Here is a 16,937-nt window from a genome sequence, read left to right as displayed (position 1 = left end):
CATCTCCCTTCTGTCTTCGAATACCTTGATGACTTCGATACGTCGAGTTTGCCGTCGCTCGCTCAGATCTCGCACAAACGCCGCGCGCCTTCGAGCAGCGTCGCGTCGTCCTTCGAAAAACTGAGGCGAATGAGGCCGCAATCCGTGCCGTCGGTATAGAACGCCGACAACGGAATCGTCGCGACGCGCGCATCGCGGATCAGGCGCAGCACGAAATCGCTGTCGCTTTCATCGGAGAAACCGCGAAACCGCGCGAGCATAAAGAAACTGCCTTCGCTCGGCAACAGCTCGAAGCGCGATTCGCGCAGCGCATGCGCGAGCAGATCGCGCTTCTTCTGATAAAAGTCGGACAGGCCGAGATAGCTGTCACGATTGGCGAGCGCGTCGACGAACGCGTGTTGCATCGGGGTGTCGGCGGAGAACACCATGAACTGATGGACCTTGCGGATCTCCTCCATCAGCGCGGCGGGCGCGAGACAGTAGCCGACGCGCCAGCCGGTCACGTGATACGACTTGCCGAACGACGACACGATCACGCTGCGCTCGGCGAGCTCGCGATGGCGCGCCATGCTCTGATGCTTCGCGCCGTCGAATACGACGTGTTCGTAGACCTCGTCGGACAAAATCACGATGTCGGTGTTGCGCGTCAGTGCCTTCAGCCGGTCGATATCGGCGTCGCTAAAAATCGTGGCGGTCGGATTGTGCGGCGTGTTGACGATGATCATGCGCGTCTTCGGCGTGATCGCGGCGGCGACTTCGTCCCAGTTCACGCGAAAGTGGTCGAGCGACAGCTTGATCGCGACCGGCTTCGCGCCCTGCAGGCGCACGATCGGACCGTAGCTGTCGAACGAAGGCTCGAAGTAGATCACTTCGTCGCCCGGATGCACGAGCGCGCTGATCGTCGAATAGAGCCCTTCGCTCGCGCTCGCGAGCACGGTGACTTCGCTGGCCGGATCGTAGTGCACGCCATACAGAGTTTCGACCTTCGCCGCGAGCGCTTCGCGCAGCGCACCGATGCCGGCCATCGGCGCGTACTGGTTGTGGCCGGCGCGCATCGCTTGCGCGACGCCGTCGACGAGCTTCGCGTCCGGCGCGAAATTCGGCGCCCCCTGCGACAGATTCAATGCATCGTGTTGCGCGGCCAACTGGCCGATCACGGTAAAAATGGTGGTGCCGACGTCCGGCAGTTTCGAGCGGGCTTGCGTGGCGCTCTGCATAAGACTTTCTCCCTTTCTTCAGCCGCTGGCGGCCGAGCCAACGGCGGCGGCGGTGCGCGTTCCTTCCGGTGAGGTGATTAGGCATCAGCCGAACAACGCTCACAATCGAAACTTTGTCATGCGCGGCATGCGTTTTCGTCATGGCTCGCGCGCAGCCGCTGGACGCCGGGCAAAGCCGACGGGATCACGGTTTGCGGGGACGCGGCGCGGAGATCGGGGAATGCGGGAAACCGCGTAGGTATGAAGGAATGTGATGCTGAGCGGCCCGCTTGCGGAAACGGCCGCGAATGCGGCCGTTTTTTCTAGTTATCGGACTTTCAGGGAAAGTCGGTGCTTCGGGTGAATCAGGCTTCGTCCATCAAGCGGACCTTGACCTTGCGCCCCTTCAGCTTGCCCGCGCTGAGCCGGCGCACCGCTTCGCGCGCGATGCTGCGCTCGACCGCGACATAGGTCGACATGTCGGTCACGTTGATCTTGCCGATCTGCGAGCCCGCGAAACCAGCGTCGCCGGTCAGCGCGCCGAGCACGTCGCCGGGACGGATCTTGTCCTTGCGGCCGCCGAGGATCTGCAGCGTTTCCATCGGTGGCAGCAGCGGTTCGTTGCTGCCCGCCTTCAGCTCGGCCAGCTTGTGCCATTCGACGTCGCGCTTGTGCGCCTGCTCGATCCCGCCGACGCGCCCCATCTCGTCCATGCTCGCGAGACTCAGCGCCCAGCCTTCCTGATCGGCGCGGCCCGTGCGGCCGATGCGGTGCGTGTGCACTTCCGGGTCCGGCGTCACGTCGACGTTGATGACCGCTTCGAGTTGCGCGATGTCGAGGCCGCGCGCGGCGACGTCGGTCGCGACGAGCACCGAGCAGCTGCGGTTCGCGAACTGGATCAGCACCTGATCGCGCTCGCGCTGATCGAGTTCGCCGTGCAGCGCGAGCGCGTGGAAGCCCTGCGCGCGCAGCACGTCGAGCAGATCGCGGCACTGCTGCTTCGTGTTGCAGAACGCGATCGTGCTGACCGGACGATAGTGATTCAGCAGCAGACCGACCGCATGCAGCCGCTGGTCTTCGGTCACTTCGTAGAAGCGCTGACGGATCTTGCTGTCGTCGTGCCGCTCGGCGAGTTTGACTTCCTTCGGATTTCGCAGGAATTGCTGGCTCAGCTTCGCGATGCCCTCGGGGTACGTCGCTGAAAACAGCAGCGTTTGGCGCTCTTTCGGGCATTGCCTCGCGACCTTCGCGATGTCGTCGAAGAAACCCATGTCGAGCATGCGGTCGGCTTCGTCGAGCACAAGCGTGTTCAGCGATTGCAGATCGAGGCTGCCGCGTTCGAGGTGATCCATGATGCGGCCCGGCGTGCCGACCACGACGTGCGCGCCGTGTTCGAGGCTCGCCGTCTGCGGACGCATCGGCGTGCCGCCGCACAAGGTCAGCACCTTGATGTTTTCTTCCGCGCGCGCAAGACGGCGAATTTCCTGCGTGACCTGATCGGCGAGTTCGCGCGTCGGGCACAGCACCATTGCCTGCGAGTCGAATTTGCGCGTGTCGAGGCGCGCGAGCAACGCCAGCGAAAATGCCGCGGTCTTGCCGCTGCCAGTTTTCGCCTGGGCGATCAGATCGTGGCCGGCGAGCGCGATCGGCAGGCTCGCGGCCTGGATCGGCGTCATCTCGACGTAGCCGAGTTGCGTCAGGTTCGCGAGCGTGGCGGGCGGTAACGGCAGCTCGCTGAAGGCGGCGCCGGAGGGGATGGGACTATTCATGAGGTCGTCTATGGGAATCGCGGTTACTCGGCCATCGGGCCCTGGTCGGGGCGGCCCGGCAGTTGCTCGTACAACACCTCGCCGTCGTCGCTGTCGAAACGCTCGACGTAATTTCGCGCGCCGCACAGCGGGCAGCGGAACAGCAGCCCTTGGCCTTCGTTCTTGATGACGACGTCGGACTGCTCCCACCGCGCGCCGCAGGACTGGTTTCTACAGGTGAACACGTTGATTCTCCAACTGGATTCGATGATCGATCGGCAAGGTCGCATGCGCGGCCTTGCCGTGTATGGGATGACTGCTTCGGCGAGGTGCGGCCATGGCTCGTGACGGCCGGCACGAGCCTCAGCCGAGATGCGTATGCCGCGGGCGTGGAACGGCCACATCCATGTCCGTCAGGCCGTGCACGATGCCGCAGTCTTCGACCGGATGCTCGCCGTTACATTGGTCGCGCAGCATCGTCAGTTGCACCTTCAGTTGCTGCAGCTCTTCAATACGCGTGTCGACGTGCGCGATGTGCTCGTCGACCAGCGTATGCATGCCGCCACAGCCGTTCGCCGGCGCGTCGGTCAGACGCAGCAAGGCGCGGATTTCGTCGTGGGTCATGTCGAGCGCGCGGCAATTGCGGATGAAGCGTAGACGTTCGACGTGCTTTGCCGTGTAACTGCGGTAATTGGCTTCGGTGCGCTCCGCCTCGGGCAGCAGGCGCTCTTTTTCGTAGAAACGGATGGTTTCCGTCGTGCAATGGGCGATTTTCGCCAGTTCGCCGATTTTCATGGCCCCTTCCTCCACACGGCCTTGACCTTGTAGTGGCTTCAAGGTGTTTACTAGACCACAAATCGCACGAGGAAGCCACTTATGCCTGAAACCGACCGCATTGCCGCCGACCGTCCACAAGTGAATGAAAACGGTGCGCACGGGGCTTGCGGGGAGGTTGACGCGCGGCGCGACGATGACCAACACCATGACCATGACCACGCTCACGGCCACGTGCATGATCACGCTACCGGTGCTTGCTGCGCCTGCGCCGCGTTCGCGCCGACGTCGCTGCGCCTGCCGCCTTCTGAAGCCGTCGGCGACGACCTGCGCACCGCAATCCGCATCCTGCAGATGGACTGCCCAACCGAGGAAGCGCTGATCCGCAAGAAGCTCGGCCGTACGCCAGCCGTGCGCAGCATGGACTTCAATCTGATGCAGCGCGTGCTGACCGTCGTGCACGCGCCGGGCGCGCTCGACACGGTCCTCGCTGCGCTGCGCTCGCTCGACTTCACGCCCGAACTGGCGAGCGCCGCCGGCAATGCCAATGCCAACGCGGCATCCCAAGCGGCCATCAGCGCCGCGGGCAAGCCGTGGTGGCCCCTGATCTTCGCGGGCGTCGTCGCGGCGACCTCAGAGGTCGCTAGCTGGCTCGTCGCGCCCACCTGGGTGGTAGCGAGTCTCGCGATCGTCGCGATCGCCTCCTGCGGCATCACGACGTATCGCAAAGGCTGGCTCGCGCTGCGCAACGGCAACCTGAACATCAATGCGCTGATGAGCATTGCCGTCACCGGCGCGGCGCTGCTCGGCCAGTGGCCCGAAGCCGCGATGGTGATGGTGCTGCTCACGATCGCCGAGCTGATCGAAGCGCGTTCGCTCGAGCGCGCGCGAAACGCGATCGAAGGACTGCTGCGCCTAACGCCCGACGAGGCGAGCGTGCGGCAGCCCGACGGCGCCTGGCAACTGGTCCGCGTCGACACGATCGCGCCCGGCGCGCTGGTGCGCGTGAAGCCGGGCGAGCGGATCGCGCTCGACGGCGCGATCGTCGCGGGCCGCTCGAGCGTCGATCAGGCGCCGATCACTGGCGAGAGCCTGCCGGTCGACAAAACCACCGGCGATGCCGTGTTCGCCGGCACGATCAACCAGGCGGGCTCGTTCGACTATCGCGTGACGGCCGCGGCCGGCAACACGACGCTCGCGCGCATCATCCATGCGGTCGAGGAGGCGCAGGGCACGAAGGCGCCGACGCAGCGCTTCGTCGATGAATTTGCGCGCGCTTATACGCCGATCGTGTTCGCGATCGCGCTTGCCGTCGCTCTGGTGCCGCCGCTGGTGTTCGGTGAAGCGTGGCACGAGTGGGTCTACAAGGCGCTGGTGCTGCTCGTGATCGCGTGTCCGTGCGCGCTCGTGATCTCGACGCCGGTAACGATCGTCAGCGGGCTCGCGGCCGCGGCGCGCAAGGGGATTCTGATCAAGGGGGGCGTGTACCTTGAACAGGGACGAAAACTACGCTGGTTGGCGCTGGATAAGACCGGGACGATCACGCACGGCAAACCGGTGCAGACGGAGTTCAAGATCGTCGGTGACGAGGCCGACGCCCTCCGCTATCGCTCACTCGCGGCGAGCCTCGCGGGCCGCTCCGATCATCCTGTTTCGGTGGCGATTGCCGCTGCCGCCAATGACGACGGCGTCGAACATCTGCACGTCGTTGGGTTCGAAGCGATCGCCGGACGCGGCGTGCGCGGCGATATCGATGGCATCGCGTACTGGCTCGGCAATCATCGCCTGATCGAAGAGCTGGGCCGCTGCTCGGCGCAACTCGAAGCGCGTCTCGATGCGCTCGAACAGCAGGGCAAAACCGTCATCATGCTCGCCGACGCGCAGCGCGTACTCGCGTTGTTCGCGGTCGCCGATACGGTGAAGGAGACGAGCCGCGCCGCGGTCGCCGAATTGCAGCGGCTCGGTGTCGGCACCGCGATGCTGACCGGCGACAACCGCCACACCGCCGACGCGATTGCGCGGCAGGTCGGCGTCGATGAAGCGCGCGGTGACCAGTTGCCCAAGGACAAGCTCGACGCGGTCGCGCAATGGTCGACCGATGGCGCGCCGGTCGGCATGGTCGGCGACGGCATCAACGATGCGCCCGCGCTCGCGCGCGCTGACATCGGCTTCGCGATGGGTGCGATGGGTACGGACACCGCGATCGAAACCGCCGACGTCGCGCTGATGGACGACGATCTGCGCAAGATTCCGACGTTTATCCGGCTGTCGAAGGCGACGCATGCGGTGCTGGTGCAGAACATCGCGCTCGCGCTCGGCATCAAGAGCGTGTTTCTCGTGCTGACGTTGATAGGCCTCGGCACGATGTGGATGGCGGTGTTCGCCGACGTCGGTGCGAGTTTGCTGGTGGTCGGGAACGGGTTGAGGTTATTGCGGAAGTGAGTGGGCGTGTGAGGTTGACGCTCGTTGCGTCCTACGCTGAACCGTCGCTCACGGCAGCATGGGTCGGCGCGCTCGCCAGCAGTTCATCGCTGTCGTCTTTCAAGCCGACGCCAGTCACGCCGAGCTTCCTTGCCTGCGCGAGCAGGTAATGCAGCTTGTGCGCGGCCTGCGGATAGTCGAGCCCTTCGGGTCGCACGTTCGAAATGCAGTTGCGCTGCGCGTCGCTGCAACCCGCTTTCGGCGCATACGTGATGTAAACGCCGAGACTATCCGGTGAACTCAAACCGGGCCGCTCGCCGATCAGCATCACGACGATCTTCGCGTCGAGCAATTCGCCGATCTCATCTCCGAGCGCGACGCGAGCCTGACGCGCGACCACCACGGGACCGATGGTCCAATCCGTGAGCTTCGCACGTACGGCTTGCAGCAGTGGTACAGCCTGCTTCGACGCGGCGAATGCCGATAGACCATCGCCGATGACGAACAGCACATCGCTTGATTGTGTCGGCAGTTGCGCGAGCGCCGCGCGACTTTCATCCGACAGACGCCGCCCAAGATCAGGACGTCTCAAATAATGCTCGCGATCCGGCGCGGCGCTATGCACGTCGAGCGTGTTGAAACCTAGCGTGCGCAGTTGTGCGTGCAGCGCGTCCACGTCGAGCGGATGGTGCACGGCGTCGCGCGCCTGCGCATGCGCGAGGTTGAATGCGAGCAGCGGTGTGGTCGGCAAGCTGTTGCCCGCGCGGCCCAACGCGATGCGGGCCTGCGTAAACTGGCGCAGCGCGTTCCACGGATCCTCGTCGAGTGCGTCGTTCCCGCTCATGCGATGCCCATCCAGTCACGTGCGCCTTCGAGCAGCGGTTGCCGCGTCGATGCGCCGATCAATGCGCCGCGTGCGTCGATGATCTGCATCGACTCCAACCATGCCTCGAATTCAGGCGCGCGCCGTAAGCCGAGCACGTCGCGCACATACAGCGCGTCATGAAACGACGTACTCTGATAGTTGAGCATCACGTCGTCGGCGCCCGGCACGCCCATGATGAAATTGATGCCCGCGACGCCGAGCAGCGTCAGCAGGTTGTCCATGTCGTCCTGATCCGCTTCGGCGTGGTTCGTGTAGCAGATGTCGCAACCCATCGGCACGCCGAGCAGCTTGCCGCAGAAGTGATCCTCGAGACCCGCGCGCGTGATCTGCTTGCCGTCGTACAGATACTCGGGGCCGATGAAACCGACTACCGTGTTGACCAGAAACGGCTTGAACTTGCGCGCGACCGCATAGGCGCGCGCCTCGCAGGTCTGCTGGTCGACGCCGAAATGCGCATCGGCCGACAACGCGCTGCCCTGCCCCGTTTCGAAGTACATCAGATTGCTGCCGACCGTGCCGCGTTGCAGCGACAACCCCGCCTCGTACGCTTCCTGCAGCAGCGCGAGCGAAATGCCGAAGCTCGCGTTTGCTTTCTCGGTGCCCGCGATCGACTGGAACACCAGATCGACCGGCGCGCCTTTTTCGATTGCGGCGATCGTGCTCGTGACGTGCGTAAGCACGCACGATTGCGTCGGCACCTGGTAGCGCTGACGGAATTCGTCGATCATCAGCAGCAGCTTCGTGATCGCGGCGAGGTTGTCGCTCGCCGGATTGATGCCGATCAGCGCGTCGCCGCAGCCGTACATCAGGCCGTCGAGCATCGAGGCGGCGATGCCTTTGACGTCGTCGGTTGGGTGGTTCGGTTGCAGGCGGACGGATAGGTGGCCCGGTAAACCGACGGTGTTGCGAAAGCGTGTGACGACCGGGCGTTTGCGCGCGGCGGTGATCAGGTCCTGGTTGCGCATCAGCTTCGAGACCGCGGCGACCATTTCTGGTGTGAGGCCCTGGGTGATGCGGGTGAGTGCGTCGGTGTCGGTTGAGGTGCCGAGCAGCCAGTTTCGGAAGTCGCCTACTGTCAGATGCGCGATTTCGGCGAAAGCTTGTGCCGAGTGATCGTCGATGATCAGGCGTGTCACTTCGTCGATCTCGTAGGGGATCAGCGGTTCGTCCAGGAACGTGCGCAGCGGCACCTGTGCCAGCGCCATTTTGGCGGCGACCCGCTCTTCTTCGCTCGCTGCCGCGATACCTGCGAGCTGGTCGCCGGAGCGTTGCGGGCTCGCTTTTGCGAGCAGGGTCTTCAGGTCGGCGAAGCGGTACGTGCGACTGCCGATCGACTCGGTGTAGCTCATGTTTGCGGCTCCATCGCTTCGCGCGGACGCGGACGGGAATGGGAACGGCGGTGACTGCTGGATGCTGCTTGCTGCGGGTGGTGCGCATCACACGATAGCGCCAAATGGCCGCGGCGTCACGCCGTGTGGATTGGGCCTGTTTGATGGTGCTGCGTTTGTTGGTGCTGCGTTTGCCGCTTCCGCTATCGAGCATGTGGCGAGGTTAGCGGACGCTTAATCCGCTTTGCGCGGCCCGCTTTAATTCCGCAGGATTGGGTAAACGGCCGGCAAGCGCCGACGTGATACTTTGTTCGCATGCTCTCGCGACAAAATTCTTCCGTCCAGACATGAACGAATCAGACCGTCAGACTCGATACGCAACGCGACTCGCACGCGTGCTCGACCACGTCTACGATCACCTCGACGAACCACTCGATATCGGGCGGCTTGCGGAGATTGCGTGTCTGTCGCCGTATCACTGGCACCGGATTTATCAGGCGATGTATGGCGAGACGGTCGCGACAACGGTGCGGCGTTTACGTTTGCATCGCGCGGCCGGCTTTCTCGCGAACAGTTCGATGCCGATTGCTCAGATCGCCGAACGTTCGGGCTATAGCAGTTTGCAGTCTTTTTCGCGGACGTTTCGCGAGGTGTTCGGTGTGCCGCCGGCGCAGTATCGCAGGCAAGGCACGCATAGCCGGTTCCGGCCGGCGCTTTCAGGAGACGATCAGATGACGATGATGCGTGAGGTCGTGATTCGCAATGTTGAGCCGATGGAGATTGTGTCGGTCGATCATGTCGGGCCTTATATGCAGATCGGCAAGGCTTTTGATGCTTTGTTCGGGTGGCTTGCGAAACATCGTCTGCTTGCGGGACAGATGCGGATGATTGGGGTCTACTTCGACGATCCGGGAGTGGTTGAAGAGCAGGCTTTGCGGTCGAAGGCGGGGGTGTTGTTGCCTGGGCCGGTGATGGATGAGGTTGGAGCGGCTGTTGGGATGAGCGGGGCGCTTTCTGTGACGAGAATACGCGGTGGAGAGTACGCGGTGCTGCGGCATGTCGGGCCGTATAGCGATATGCGGGCGGCTTATGAGTGGTTGTATGGGACCTGGCTCGTGCAGTCCGGGAGAGAGGCGGCAGATGCGCCCGTGTTTGAGGAGTATTTGAATAGTCCCAAGGAGACTGCGCCTGCGGAGCTGGTTACGGAGATTTGTTTGCCCTTGGCATGAGGCGAAGTGGCTGAGTTGTTGTTCGCTGCCGTGCTTGTCTGGTTTTTATATGTCTTTGTATACGTATACGTAGTAATAGTTAACAAGTGGCGCGTCCGGCTGTGGATAACCGGGAAGTTCGTTTACGAATCAACGCACTGTGGAATCGATAACCCTTTGGAACGCCGGCGGACAGGTTAACGGAGCTCGGGAGAAGTTTTCCTCGGCAGGTTAACGCCGCGGTTTTATCAAGGTTCGCCCACAACGTGTTCGGTTGCTTTTACAAAAGTTGTCCAAAGGGGGCTGTGGACAAGTTTGGGGGCATGGCGCTTTCCAGTCGTGCACACCAACGTCTACGTAGCCCCTCAACCGCTACCCGTTACACGCGAGGGTCAGCGTGGCGCAGCTTGAAAAGCGCCACGATGCCGGACAGGCCGTGGGCCTGTTCGTTCAGCATCGCGGAGGCTGCCGTCGATTGCTCGACGAGAGCAGCGTTTTGCTGTGTCGCCTGATCCATCTCGGCGACGCTGCGGTCGATCTGGCTGATGCCGGCGCTCTGCTCGTTCATTGCACCGTCGCTTTCGCCGATGACGCGATTCACGCGATCAATCCCTTCGACGATTTCCTGCATCGCTGCGCCGGCGGCCTGTACACGCTGCGCGCCCGTGCCGACGCTGGCTTCCGACGCTTGAATCAGGTCCTTGATCTCGCGCGCCGCAGTCGCACAGCGCTGCGCCAGCGTGCGCACTTCGCCCGCCACCACGGCGAATCCGCGGCCGTTTTCGCCGGCACGCGCCGCTTCGACGGCGGCGTTCAGCGCAAGGATATTGGTCTGAAACGCAATGCTGTCGATCACGCTGATGATTTCGGTAATGCGCGCGGACGACCTGGCGATGTCATCCATCGTGCTGACTGCGCTCGTCACGACTTCGCCGCCGCGCGCCGCCGCCTGGCTCGCGGTGGTCGCCAGCCGCGTGGCCTCCATTGCGGCCTCGGCCGACTGCTTGACGCTGGCGGTCAATTGCGTGAGCGCTGCCGAAGTGTGCTGCAGATTGCTGGCGGACGTTTCCGTGCGTTGCGACAGATCGCGGTTGCCCGTTTCGATTTCGCTGGTCGCGGTCTTCATGTTTTCCACGCCGGCACGCACTTCCAGCAGAACGGAGATGCGCGATCACCTGGCCGTCGCGCGTCACGACGAAGGCCAGGCTCGATGGCGTCGGGTGCACGGCTGCAACCACTTCGCGCACTCCGTCGACCGGTACCGCGCCGCTTAACGCACCGGTCGCCTCGCCGTTGCGGATCATCGGCGCGGAAAACGACACGTAGGGCACGCCCGTCGACGCGTCGCCATACGGCTTTGTGACAATCAACGTGCCGGCTGCGACAGCCGCCTTGTACCAGGGCCGCGCGGTCGGATCGTAGTCCTTCGGCGTGGTGTTGCTGGTGGAGAAATAGGTCTTGTCGGTCCAGCCGACTGTGGTGATCGGGAAACCGTCCGCGCTGCTCATATGCTTGACGAAGCCTTGCGGATCGCCATGCTCGACCTCTTCGGCGGTCACCTTGACGGCCAGCGGTTTGGCTGCCACCCACTTGTCGATGGCCAACGCATTGGCGCCGGCGATGGCGCTCAGGTTCTGCGCAATGGTCTCCATCGTGTTGGCGCGCACGGTGATGTAGGCGGCGCCTCCCGAGAGCGCGAGCGCACCGATCACGGTTGCTGATGAAATCAGCAGGATGCGGGTTCGAAGTGAGGCAATCATGATCTTTTGCCTCATGATATGCCTCGCCCACGAAATGACGGATAGGTCCGTGTCGGACCACGCATCTCCGTTGCGCCTCATACAGCAAAATGAAAAAAGACCCATAAGTTTCTCGACTTATGGGTCCGTCTTTCAGGTTAAGCGTTTATCTTCTACCGTAGGGCGCCAAAAAAGGCGCACCTGCACTTCCAGGGAAATCAATCACTTGCAAACTGCCGCGCCACAAAGGCCCGTTGACCGATGTCTAAGTTGGTGAGACTGGGCTACAACCGCGCCACAGTAAGTGCAATCATCGATTTACTACGCAGTTAAATCATTAAAGCCGTGTTTTAACAGCATCGACAGCTGCCTCCTTGATGGTCGCCCGAGCTGCTGGCGCCCGCCCAATGCAGTTGCGACATGAAGCGCCATCATGAAATCGCCCCGACTTTGTCTTGCCTGCGGCCATCCGTTTCATCCCCTTTTGCGTGTCCCCCATCAACGCTACTGCTCGGCCGCGGCGTGTCAACGTGAACGCCGGCGCCGCTGGCAACGGCGGCGCCTTCGCGTCGACGCCGACTACCGCGATAACCAGGCGCGGGCGCAATCGAACTGGCGCGATCGTCACCCGGACTACTGGCGTCAATACCGCGCGACGCACCCGGCCTATCGGGAGCGCAATTGCGCGATGCAACGGAAGCGGAACGCACGACGAAGTTCCAGCCCAGTTGCAAACATGGACGCGTCACCGCCTTGCCGGCCGCTAGCGTCGGGCTTCTACATACTGCGCCGCGCGGTCGAAACCGGTATTGCAAAGATGAACGCGTGCACGGTTCACATCGCCGTGCTGTCGGCACCCAATGGGCCACACATACGTGATTGCAAAGAGATGACGTGATCGACTTCCGCGCCGCGCCTGCTACCTTTGCCTTGTACCCGCAATCAATCAAACGCTGCGGCACGTAATCTGCGCCGGCGTATCAGCTCAAACTTCCGTTGTCCGGCGCCCAGCTGCATGCGGAGGTCTGGTGAGCGGGGGTTCGACGCTGGCTGGAGCAGGACCGTGTCACTCGATCACACAGGCGATGTTGTCTTGCAGACCTCTTCGGTACAGGCGGCCGAATATGTTCGCATGTCGACCGAGCACCAGCAGTACTCGACGGAGAACCAGCGCGACAGGATTCGTGAGTACGCTACACGGCGCGGTCTCAAGATCGTTCGCACCTACGCTGACGAGGGTAAAAGCGGTCTGCGTATCGACGGGCGGCTGGCGCTGCAGCAGCTGATCAGGGACGTCGAAAGCGGCCGCGCGGATTTTCAGGTGATCCTCGTCTATGACGTGAGTCGCTGGGGGAGATTCCAGGACGCGGATGAAAGCGCCTATTACGAGTATGTGTGCCGACGCAGAGGAATCCAGGTCACATACTGCGCAGAGCAATTCGAGAACGATGGTTCGCCAGTCTCGACCATCGTCAAGGGCGTGAAAAGGGCAATGGCCGGCGAGTACAGTCGTGAACTGTCGGCGAAGGTATTTGCCGGCCAGTGCCGGCTGATCGAACTCGGGTTCCGGCAGGGAGGGCCGGCCGGATATGGTCTACGTCGTGTACTCATCGATCAGCACGGGATCATGAAAAGCGAACTTCAGCGAGGCGAGCACAAGAGCCTGCAGACCGATCGCGTCATCCTGGTGCCAGGGCCGGAGAGCGAAACCCGGATTGTTAATCTCATCTACAGCTGGTTTATCGACGGGTCGTTAAATGAATACGAGATTGCAGCCCGATTGAATGGCATGCGTGTTCGCACAAATCTCGATCGGGAATGGACACGTGCAACGGTCCGGGAGGTACTGACCAACGAGAAATACATCGGCAACAATGTCTATAACCGCGTGTCGTTCAAACTCAAGAAAATGCGCGTCGTGAACACACCGGACATGTGGATCCGGAAGGAAGGAGCATTCCAATCTGTCGTAGCAAGCGAAGTGTTCTACACAGCGCAGGGCATCATGCGGGCGCGGGCCCGGCGCTATTCGAATGAAGAGCTGATTCAACGCCTGCGAAATCTGTACCGCGATCGCGGATTTTTGTCCGGTCTCGTTATCGACGAGACTGATGGCATGCCGTCAAGCTCCGTTTACATGTACCGGTTCGGCAGTCTGATCCGCGCCTATCAGACCGTGGGCTTCACACCCGGTCGCGATTACCGCTATCTCGAGACCAACCGCTTCCTCCGGCAGTTGCACCCCGAAATCGTTGCGCAGACCGAGAAGAAGATCGCCGATCTCGGTGGCGCGGTGCAACGTGATCCAGCCACCGACATGCTCGCGGTCAACCATGAGTTCACTGCCTGTCTGGTCCTCGCCCGCTGCCAGACGCATGAGACCGGCCGGCATCACTGGAAGGTCCGCTTCGATACGAGCCTGCTGCCGGACATCACGGTAGCCGTTCGGCTCGATCACGCGAATTCGGCGGCCCTCGACTATTACCTGCTGCCGCGCCTCGATTTCGGCCAGCCGCGCATCAGCCTCGCCGACCAGAACAGGATTGAGTTCGAGAGCTACCGTTTCGACACGCTCGAGTATCTCTATGGCATGGCTGAGCGGGCTCGCCTTCGGAGGGTGGCATGAACCCGCAGCAACAGACAGGCGAGGTCCGGATGATTCCGGTCGAGCAGATCGAGGTCATCAATCCGCGCGAACGTAATAGTCGCCTGTTCAACGAAATCGTCGGCAACATCAGGGCGATCGGCCTGAAAAAGCCGATCAAGGTCACGCCGCGCGCCACTGAGGATGGCGTCGAGAAGTATCTGCTCGTATGCGGCGAAGGCCGTCTGAAGGCCTTCCGGTCACTCGGCGAAACGACCATCCCGGCGATGGTCGTGAATGTGAGCGACGAAGATGCATTCATCATGAGTCTTGCGGAGAACATTGCGCGTCGCCAGTGCCGGCCGCTCGAACTCCTCGCCGGCATCCGGCAATTGCAGGAGCAGGGATACACGCCGAAGGTCATTGCAGAAAAAACCGGACTGACACAGCAGTATGTTCAGGGCATTCTGATGCTACTGCATCATGGCGAGGAGCGACTCGTCATCGCAGTTGAGAGGGGACGGATTCCGCTTAACGCTGCGCTCACGATAGTCGGCGCCGGTGACGATGATTCAGCGATACAACTCGCTCTGCAGGAGGCTTACGAGTCCGGTAAATTGCGCGGCAAACAGTTAATGGATGCGCGTCGGATCATCGAACGGCGGAAGACACTTGGGCGGTCTGCCGGTCGCAACATGTCGGGCAAGCTCGCGGACGTGACAACATCAAGCCTGGTGCGGACTTACCAGCACGAAGTCGAACGCCAGAAGTCGATGGTGCGTAAGGCCGGGTTTGCACAGCAGCGGATGATGTTCGTCGTGGGTGCGCTCCGGCAATTGCTCGCCGATGAGAACTTCGTCAATCTGTTGCGCGCGGAAGGGCTGGCAACGCTGCCCAAATATCTCGCCGAGCGCGTCTGGTCGAGCGGGGGCGTCGCATGACAGGCGTGACGCTCGGGTTCATTCCCGAACCGCTATCGGTTCCAGTAGTGTGCATCCTGCCCTCGCGCAGGACGCCGGCGACGATCGTCGATTCGCGCAAGTTCAAACAGATCAAGGCATCGATTGAGGAGATCGGACTGATTGAACCGCTGTCAGTCACGGCGGCTCATCAGAGCACGGGTCAACACGTGCTGCTTGACGGACATCTTCGGCTCATTGCAATGCGGGAACTCGGATTTGTCGAAGCGTCCTGCCTGATTGCGATCGACGACGAAAGCTACACCTACAACAACCGTGTGAATCGGCTGTCTACGATCCAGGAACACTATATGATCCGGCGCGTCGTCGAACGGGGTGTATCACCGGAGAGGCTGGCGAAGGCCTTGGCGATGGACGTGTCCCAGATTCTTAAGAAGCTTTCACTGCTGGACGGCATATGCCCTGAAGCGGCCGAACTTCTGGGTGATCGCCAGTTCTCGGTGGAGCTTGCTCGCGCACTTCGGAAAATGAAACCGACGCGGCAGGTCGAGTGCATCGAGCTGATGATAGCGGCAAACAACGTCACTGTGCCATACGCTGAAGCGCTGCTCGTCGCGACGCCCGCAGCGCACCTGGTGGAAGGTAAGAAGCCGCCGAAGCTGCCCGGCGTCACTCCTGAACAGATGGCCAAGATGGAGCGGGAGATGAGTAACCTCCAGGGCCAATACAAACTCGTCGAGCAGACCTATGGACAGGATGTACTGAACCTGGTGCTCGCAAAAGGATATCTTGCCAGGCTCCTGGAGAACGAACTGGTCGCTCAATATCTGCGGCAGCGTCAGCCTGACCTTCTGGCCGAGTTCGAAACGATTGTAGAGACCGTCTCTCTTGAACAGCAGCAATTCAGCGTCGTTACCTAGCTATTCACGCAACGCTCTTGAGTTAATCTACACAGTTGTAACAGTCCGGGTTCGGCCAATTGTGGACTTTCAGAGAGAGCGCGAAAATCGCTCTAGACCAGTCATTCTCCGCGTCTGCACAAGCGGGTGCGAAGTGACAGATCCAAGATTGAACGGTACAGCGGGGTTCTGCACGACGTCGAAAGAGTGGGGAGGTATACGATGGGTATCGTGAATACTGCCAGGATTCCACGTGTCGGTTTTTTGTCGCCGGTGGCACGTTCGTCGCCCTCCTTCGAAGCGTTCAGAGAAGGTTTGGCAGATCTTGGCTATGTCGAAGGCCGCAATGTCGTGATCGAGTCGCGATTCGCTGAGGGACAGTACGAGAAATTTCCCCAGCTTGCTGCCGAACTACTACGTCTCGACGTCGACCTCATCGCCGTGCTCGGTGCCGTGACCGCTCGCGCTGCCAGAAAGGCGGCGCCCGATACCCCGATCGTTTTTGCTGTCGTTGTCGATCCGGTCGCGGACCACGTGGTCGAATCGCTGGAACGGCCTGGCGGAAATGTCACCGGCGCAACGACCTTCGATCCACTGCAAGCCAGGAAACAGCTCGAGCTGCTCAAGCAGATCATCCCGAAACTCACGCGCGTGGCGCTGCTCGGAGATCAAGGCGTCTCCGATGCGTTGATCACCGCGAACGAGCAGCAGGCGCGCGCGCTGCGCCTGCAGACGCTAAGACACCGGGTGGCGGGTTCGATGCCTGATTTCGGCGCCGTGTTTGCCACGCTTCGGCAGGAAAACGCCGACGCCGTGCTGATCTTGGAGGAACCGTCCGTCGTGATCCACTCGAAACGGATTGCCGAGCTGGCGGCCCGCGATCGGCTCCCCACCATGTTCGCGCCGGCTTGGGCAGACGCGGGAGGGCTTATCGCCTTTGGAACGAGCCTCGGCGAGGCAATGCGATGGATGGGGACATACGTGGACAAAGTATTGACGGGGTCCATTCCAGGTGATTTGCCCGTCCAAACCGTTACGCGTTACGAGCTGATCGTGAACCTTAAGACGGCTCGGCAGATCGCTGCTTCGATCCCGCGGGACGTGCTGGAGCGCGCGGATCGGGTAATCCGATAGTTCTCGGCCATATCAAGATACGGGACATCCGTCCGTCAGAGGCAGGGGTCTTCGAGCGAACCGGACAGGGAGACAGGACGTTGCCTTGGACACCCTCTTT

Annotated in this window: 12 protein-coding genes and 1 pseudogene; 6 read left to right on the top strand and 7 right to left on the bottom strand. The window is 61.9% G+C overall.

Features of this window, described 5'->3' with window-relative positions; all coding sequences use genetic code 11:
* Window positions 1-62: 62 nt before the first annotated feature.
* The 4 genes from OKW43_RS14060 to cadR form a co-directional block, all read right to left on the bottom strand.
* Window positions 63-1,217 carry a pyridoxal phosphate-dependent aminotransferase gene (locus OKW43_RS14060; RefSeq protein ID WP_429447961.1) on the bottom strand — a complete coding sequence of 385 codons (1,155 nt, stop codon included), beginning with the start codon at window positions 1,215-1,217 and terminating at the stop codon, window positions 63-65.
* 344 nt (window positions 1,218-1,561) lie between these two features.
* Complete coding sequence (dbpA, locus tag OKW43_RS14055; protein WP_429447959.1) at window positions 1,562-2,965, bottom strand: ATP-dependent RNA helicase DbpA; 1,404 nt, start codon at window positions 2,963-2,965, stop codon at window positions 1,562-1,564.
* Window positions 2,966-2,988: 23 nt separating this feature from the next.
* Window positions 2,989-3,189, bottom strand: coding sequence for a hypothetical protein (locus OKW43_RS14050; protein WP_187632385.1), 201 nt, complete (start codon window positions 3,187-3,189; stop codon window positions 2,989-2,991).
* Between the two features lie 118 nt (window positions 3,190-3,307).
* Window positions 3,308-3,739, bottom strand: a complete 432-nt coding sequence (gene cadR, locus OKW43_RS14045) for a Cd(II)/Pb(II)-responsive transcriptional regulator (RefSeq protein ID WP_187632386.1) — start codon at window positions 3,737-3,739, stop codon at window positions 3,308-3,310.
* Window positions 3,740-3,820: 81 nt separating this feature from the next.
* Here cadR and OKW43_RS14040 point away from each other — a divergent pair, with 81 nt between their 5' ends.
* A complete protein-coding gene (locus tag OKW43_RS14040; RefSeq protein WP_429447956.1) occupies window positions 3,821-6,160 on the top strand; it encodes a heavy metal translocating P-type ATPase in 2,340 nt (779 codons plus the stop codon).
* Between the two features lie 31 nt (window positions 6,161-6,191).
* Here OKW43_RS14040 and eutC read toward each other — a convergent pair whose 3' ends face one another.
* Window positions 6,192-6,983 (bottom strand): ethanolamine ammonia-lyase subunit EutC, encoded by a 792-nt coding sequence (gene eutC / locus OKW43_RS14035; protein WP_429447954.1) that lies wholly within the window; start codon window positions 6,981-6,983, stop codon window positions 6,192-6,194.
* A complete protein-coding gene (locus OKW43_RS14030; protein ID WP_187632389.1) occupies window positions 6,980-8,374 on the bottom strand; it encodes an ethanolamine ammonia-lyase subunit EutB in 1,395 nt (464 codons plus the stop codon). Before OKW43_RS14030 ends, eutC begins: the two co-directional genes overlap by 4 nt.
* 326 nt (window positions 8,375-8,700) lie before the next feature.
* Between OKW43_RS14030 and OKW43_RS14025 the strand changes: the two genes are divergently transcribed.
* A complete protein-coding gene (locus OKW43_RS14025) occupies window positions 8,701-9,582 on the top strand; it encodes an AraC family transcriptional regulator (RefSeq protein WP_429447952.1) in 882 nt (293 codons plus the stop codon).
* Between the two features lie 358 nt (window positions 9,583-9,940).
* Here OKW43_RS14025 and OKW43_RS14020 read toward each other — a convergent pair.
* A pseudogene (locus OKW43_RS14020) lies at window positions 9,941-11,321 on the bottom strand (methyl-accepting chemotaxis protein).
* 994 nt (window positions 11,322-12,315) lie between these two features.
* On the opposite strand from OKW43_RS14020, the gene OKW43_RS14015 reads away from it, so the two are divergent.
* From OKW43_RS14015 to OKW43_RS14000, 4 genes are all read left to right on the top strand, one after another.
* Window positions 12,316-13,926: a recombinase family protein gene (locus OKW43_RS14015; protein WP_429447950.1), complete on the top strand. Its 1,611-nt coding sequence runs from the start codon at window positions 12,316-12,318 to the stop codon at window positions 13,924-13,926.
* Window positions 13,923-14,825, top strand: a complete 903-nt coding sequence (locus OKW43_RS14010) for a ParB/RepB/Spo0J family partition protein (protein ID WP_429447948.1) — start codon at window positions 13,923-13,925, stop codon at window positions 14,823-14,825. Before OKW43_RS14015 ends, OKW43_RS14010 begins: the two co-directional genes overlap by 4 nt.
* Window positions 14,822-15,724 carry a plasmid partitioning protein RepB C-terminal domain-containing protein gene (locus tag OKW43_RS14005; protein ID WP_429447946.1) on the top strand — a complete coding sequence of 301 codons (903 nt, stop codon included), beginning with the start codon at window positions 14,822-14,824 and terminating at the stop codon, window positions 15,722-15,724. The genes OKW43_RS14010 and OKW43_RS14005 overlap by 4 nt, the downstream gene beginning before the upstream one ends.
* A gap of 201 nt (window positions 15,725-15,925) precedes the next feature.
* Window positions 15,926-16,837, top strand: a complete 912-nt coding sequence (locus OKW43_RS14000) for an ABC transporter substrate-binding protein (protein WP_429447944.1) — start codon at window positions 15,926-15,928, stop codon at window positions 16,835-16,837.
* Window positions 16,838-16,937: the final 100 nt, after the last annotated feature.

The sequence above is a fragment of the Paraburkholderia sp. WC7.3g genome (assembly GCF_050436345.1).
Lineage (GTDB): Bacteria > Pseudomonadota > Gammaproteobacteria > Burkholderiales > Burkholderiaceae > Paraburkholderia > Paraburkholderia podalyriae.
Note: the sequence above shows the minus strand (reverse complement) of the source record. Positions and strands in the feature narration are given on the sequence as shown.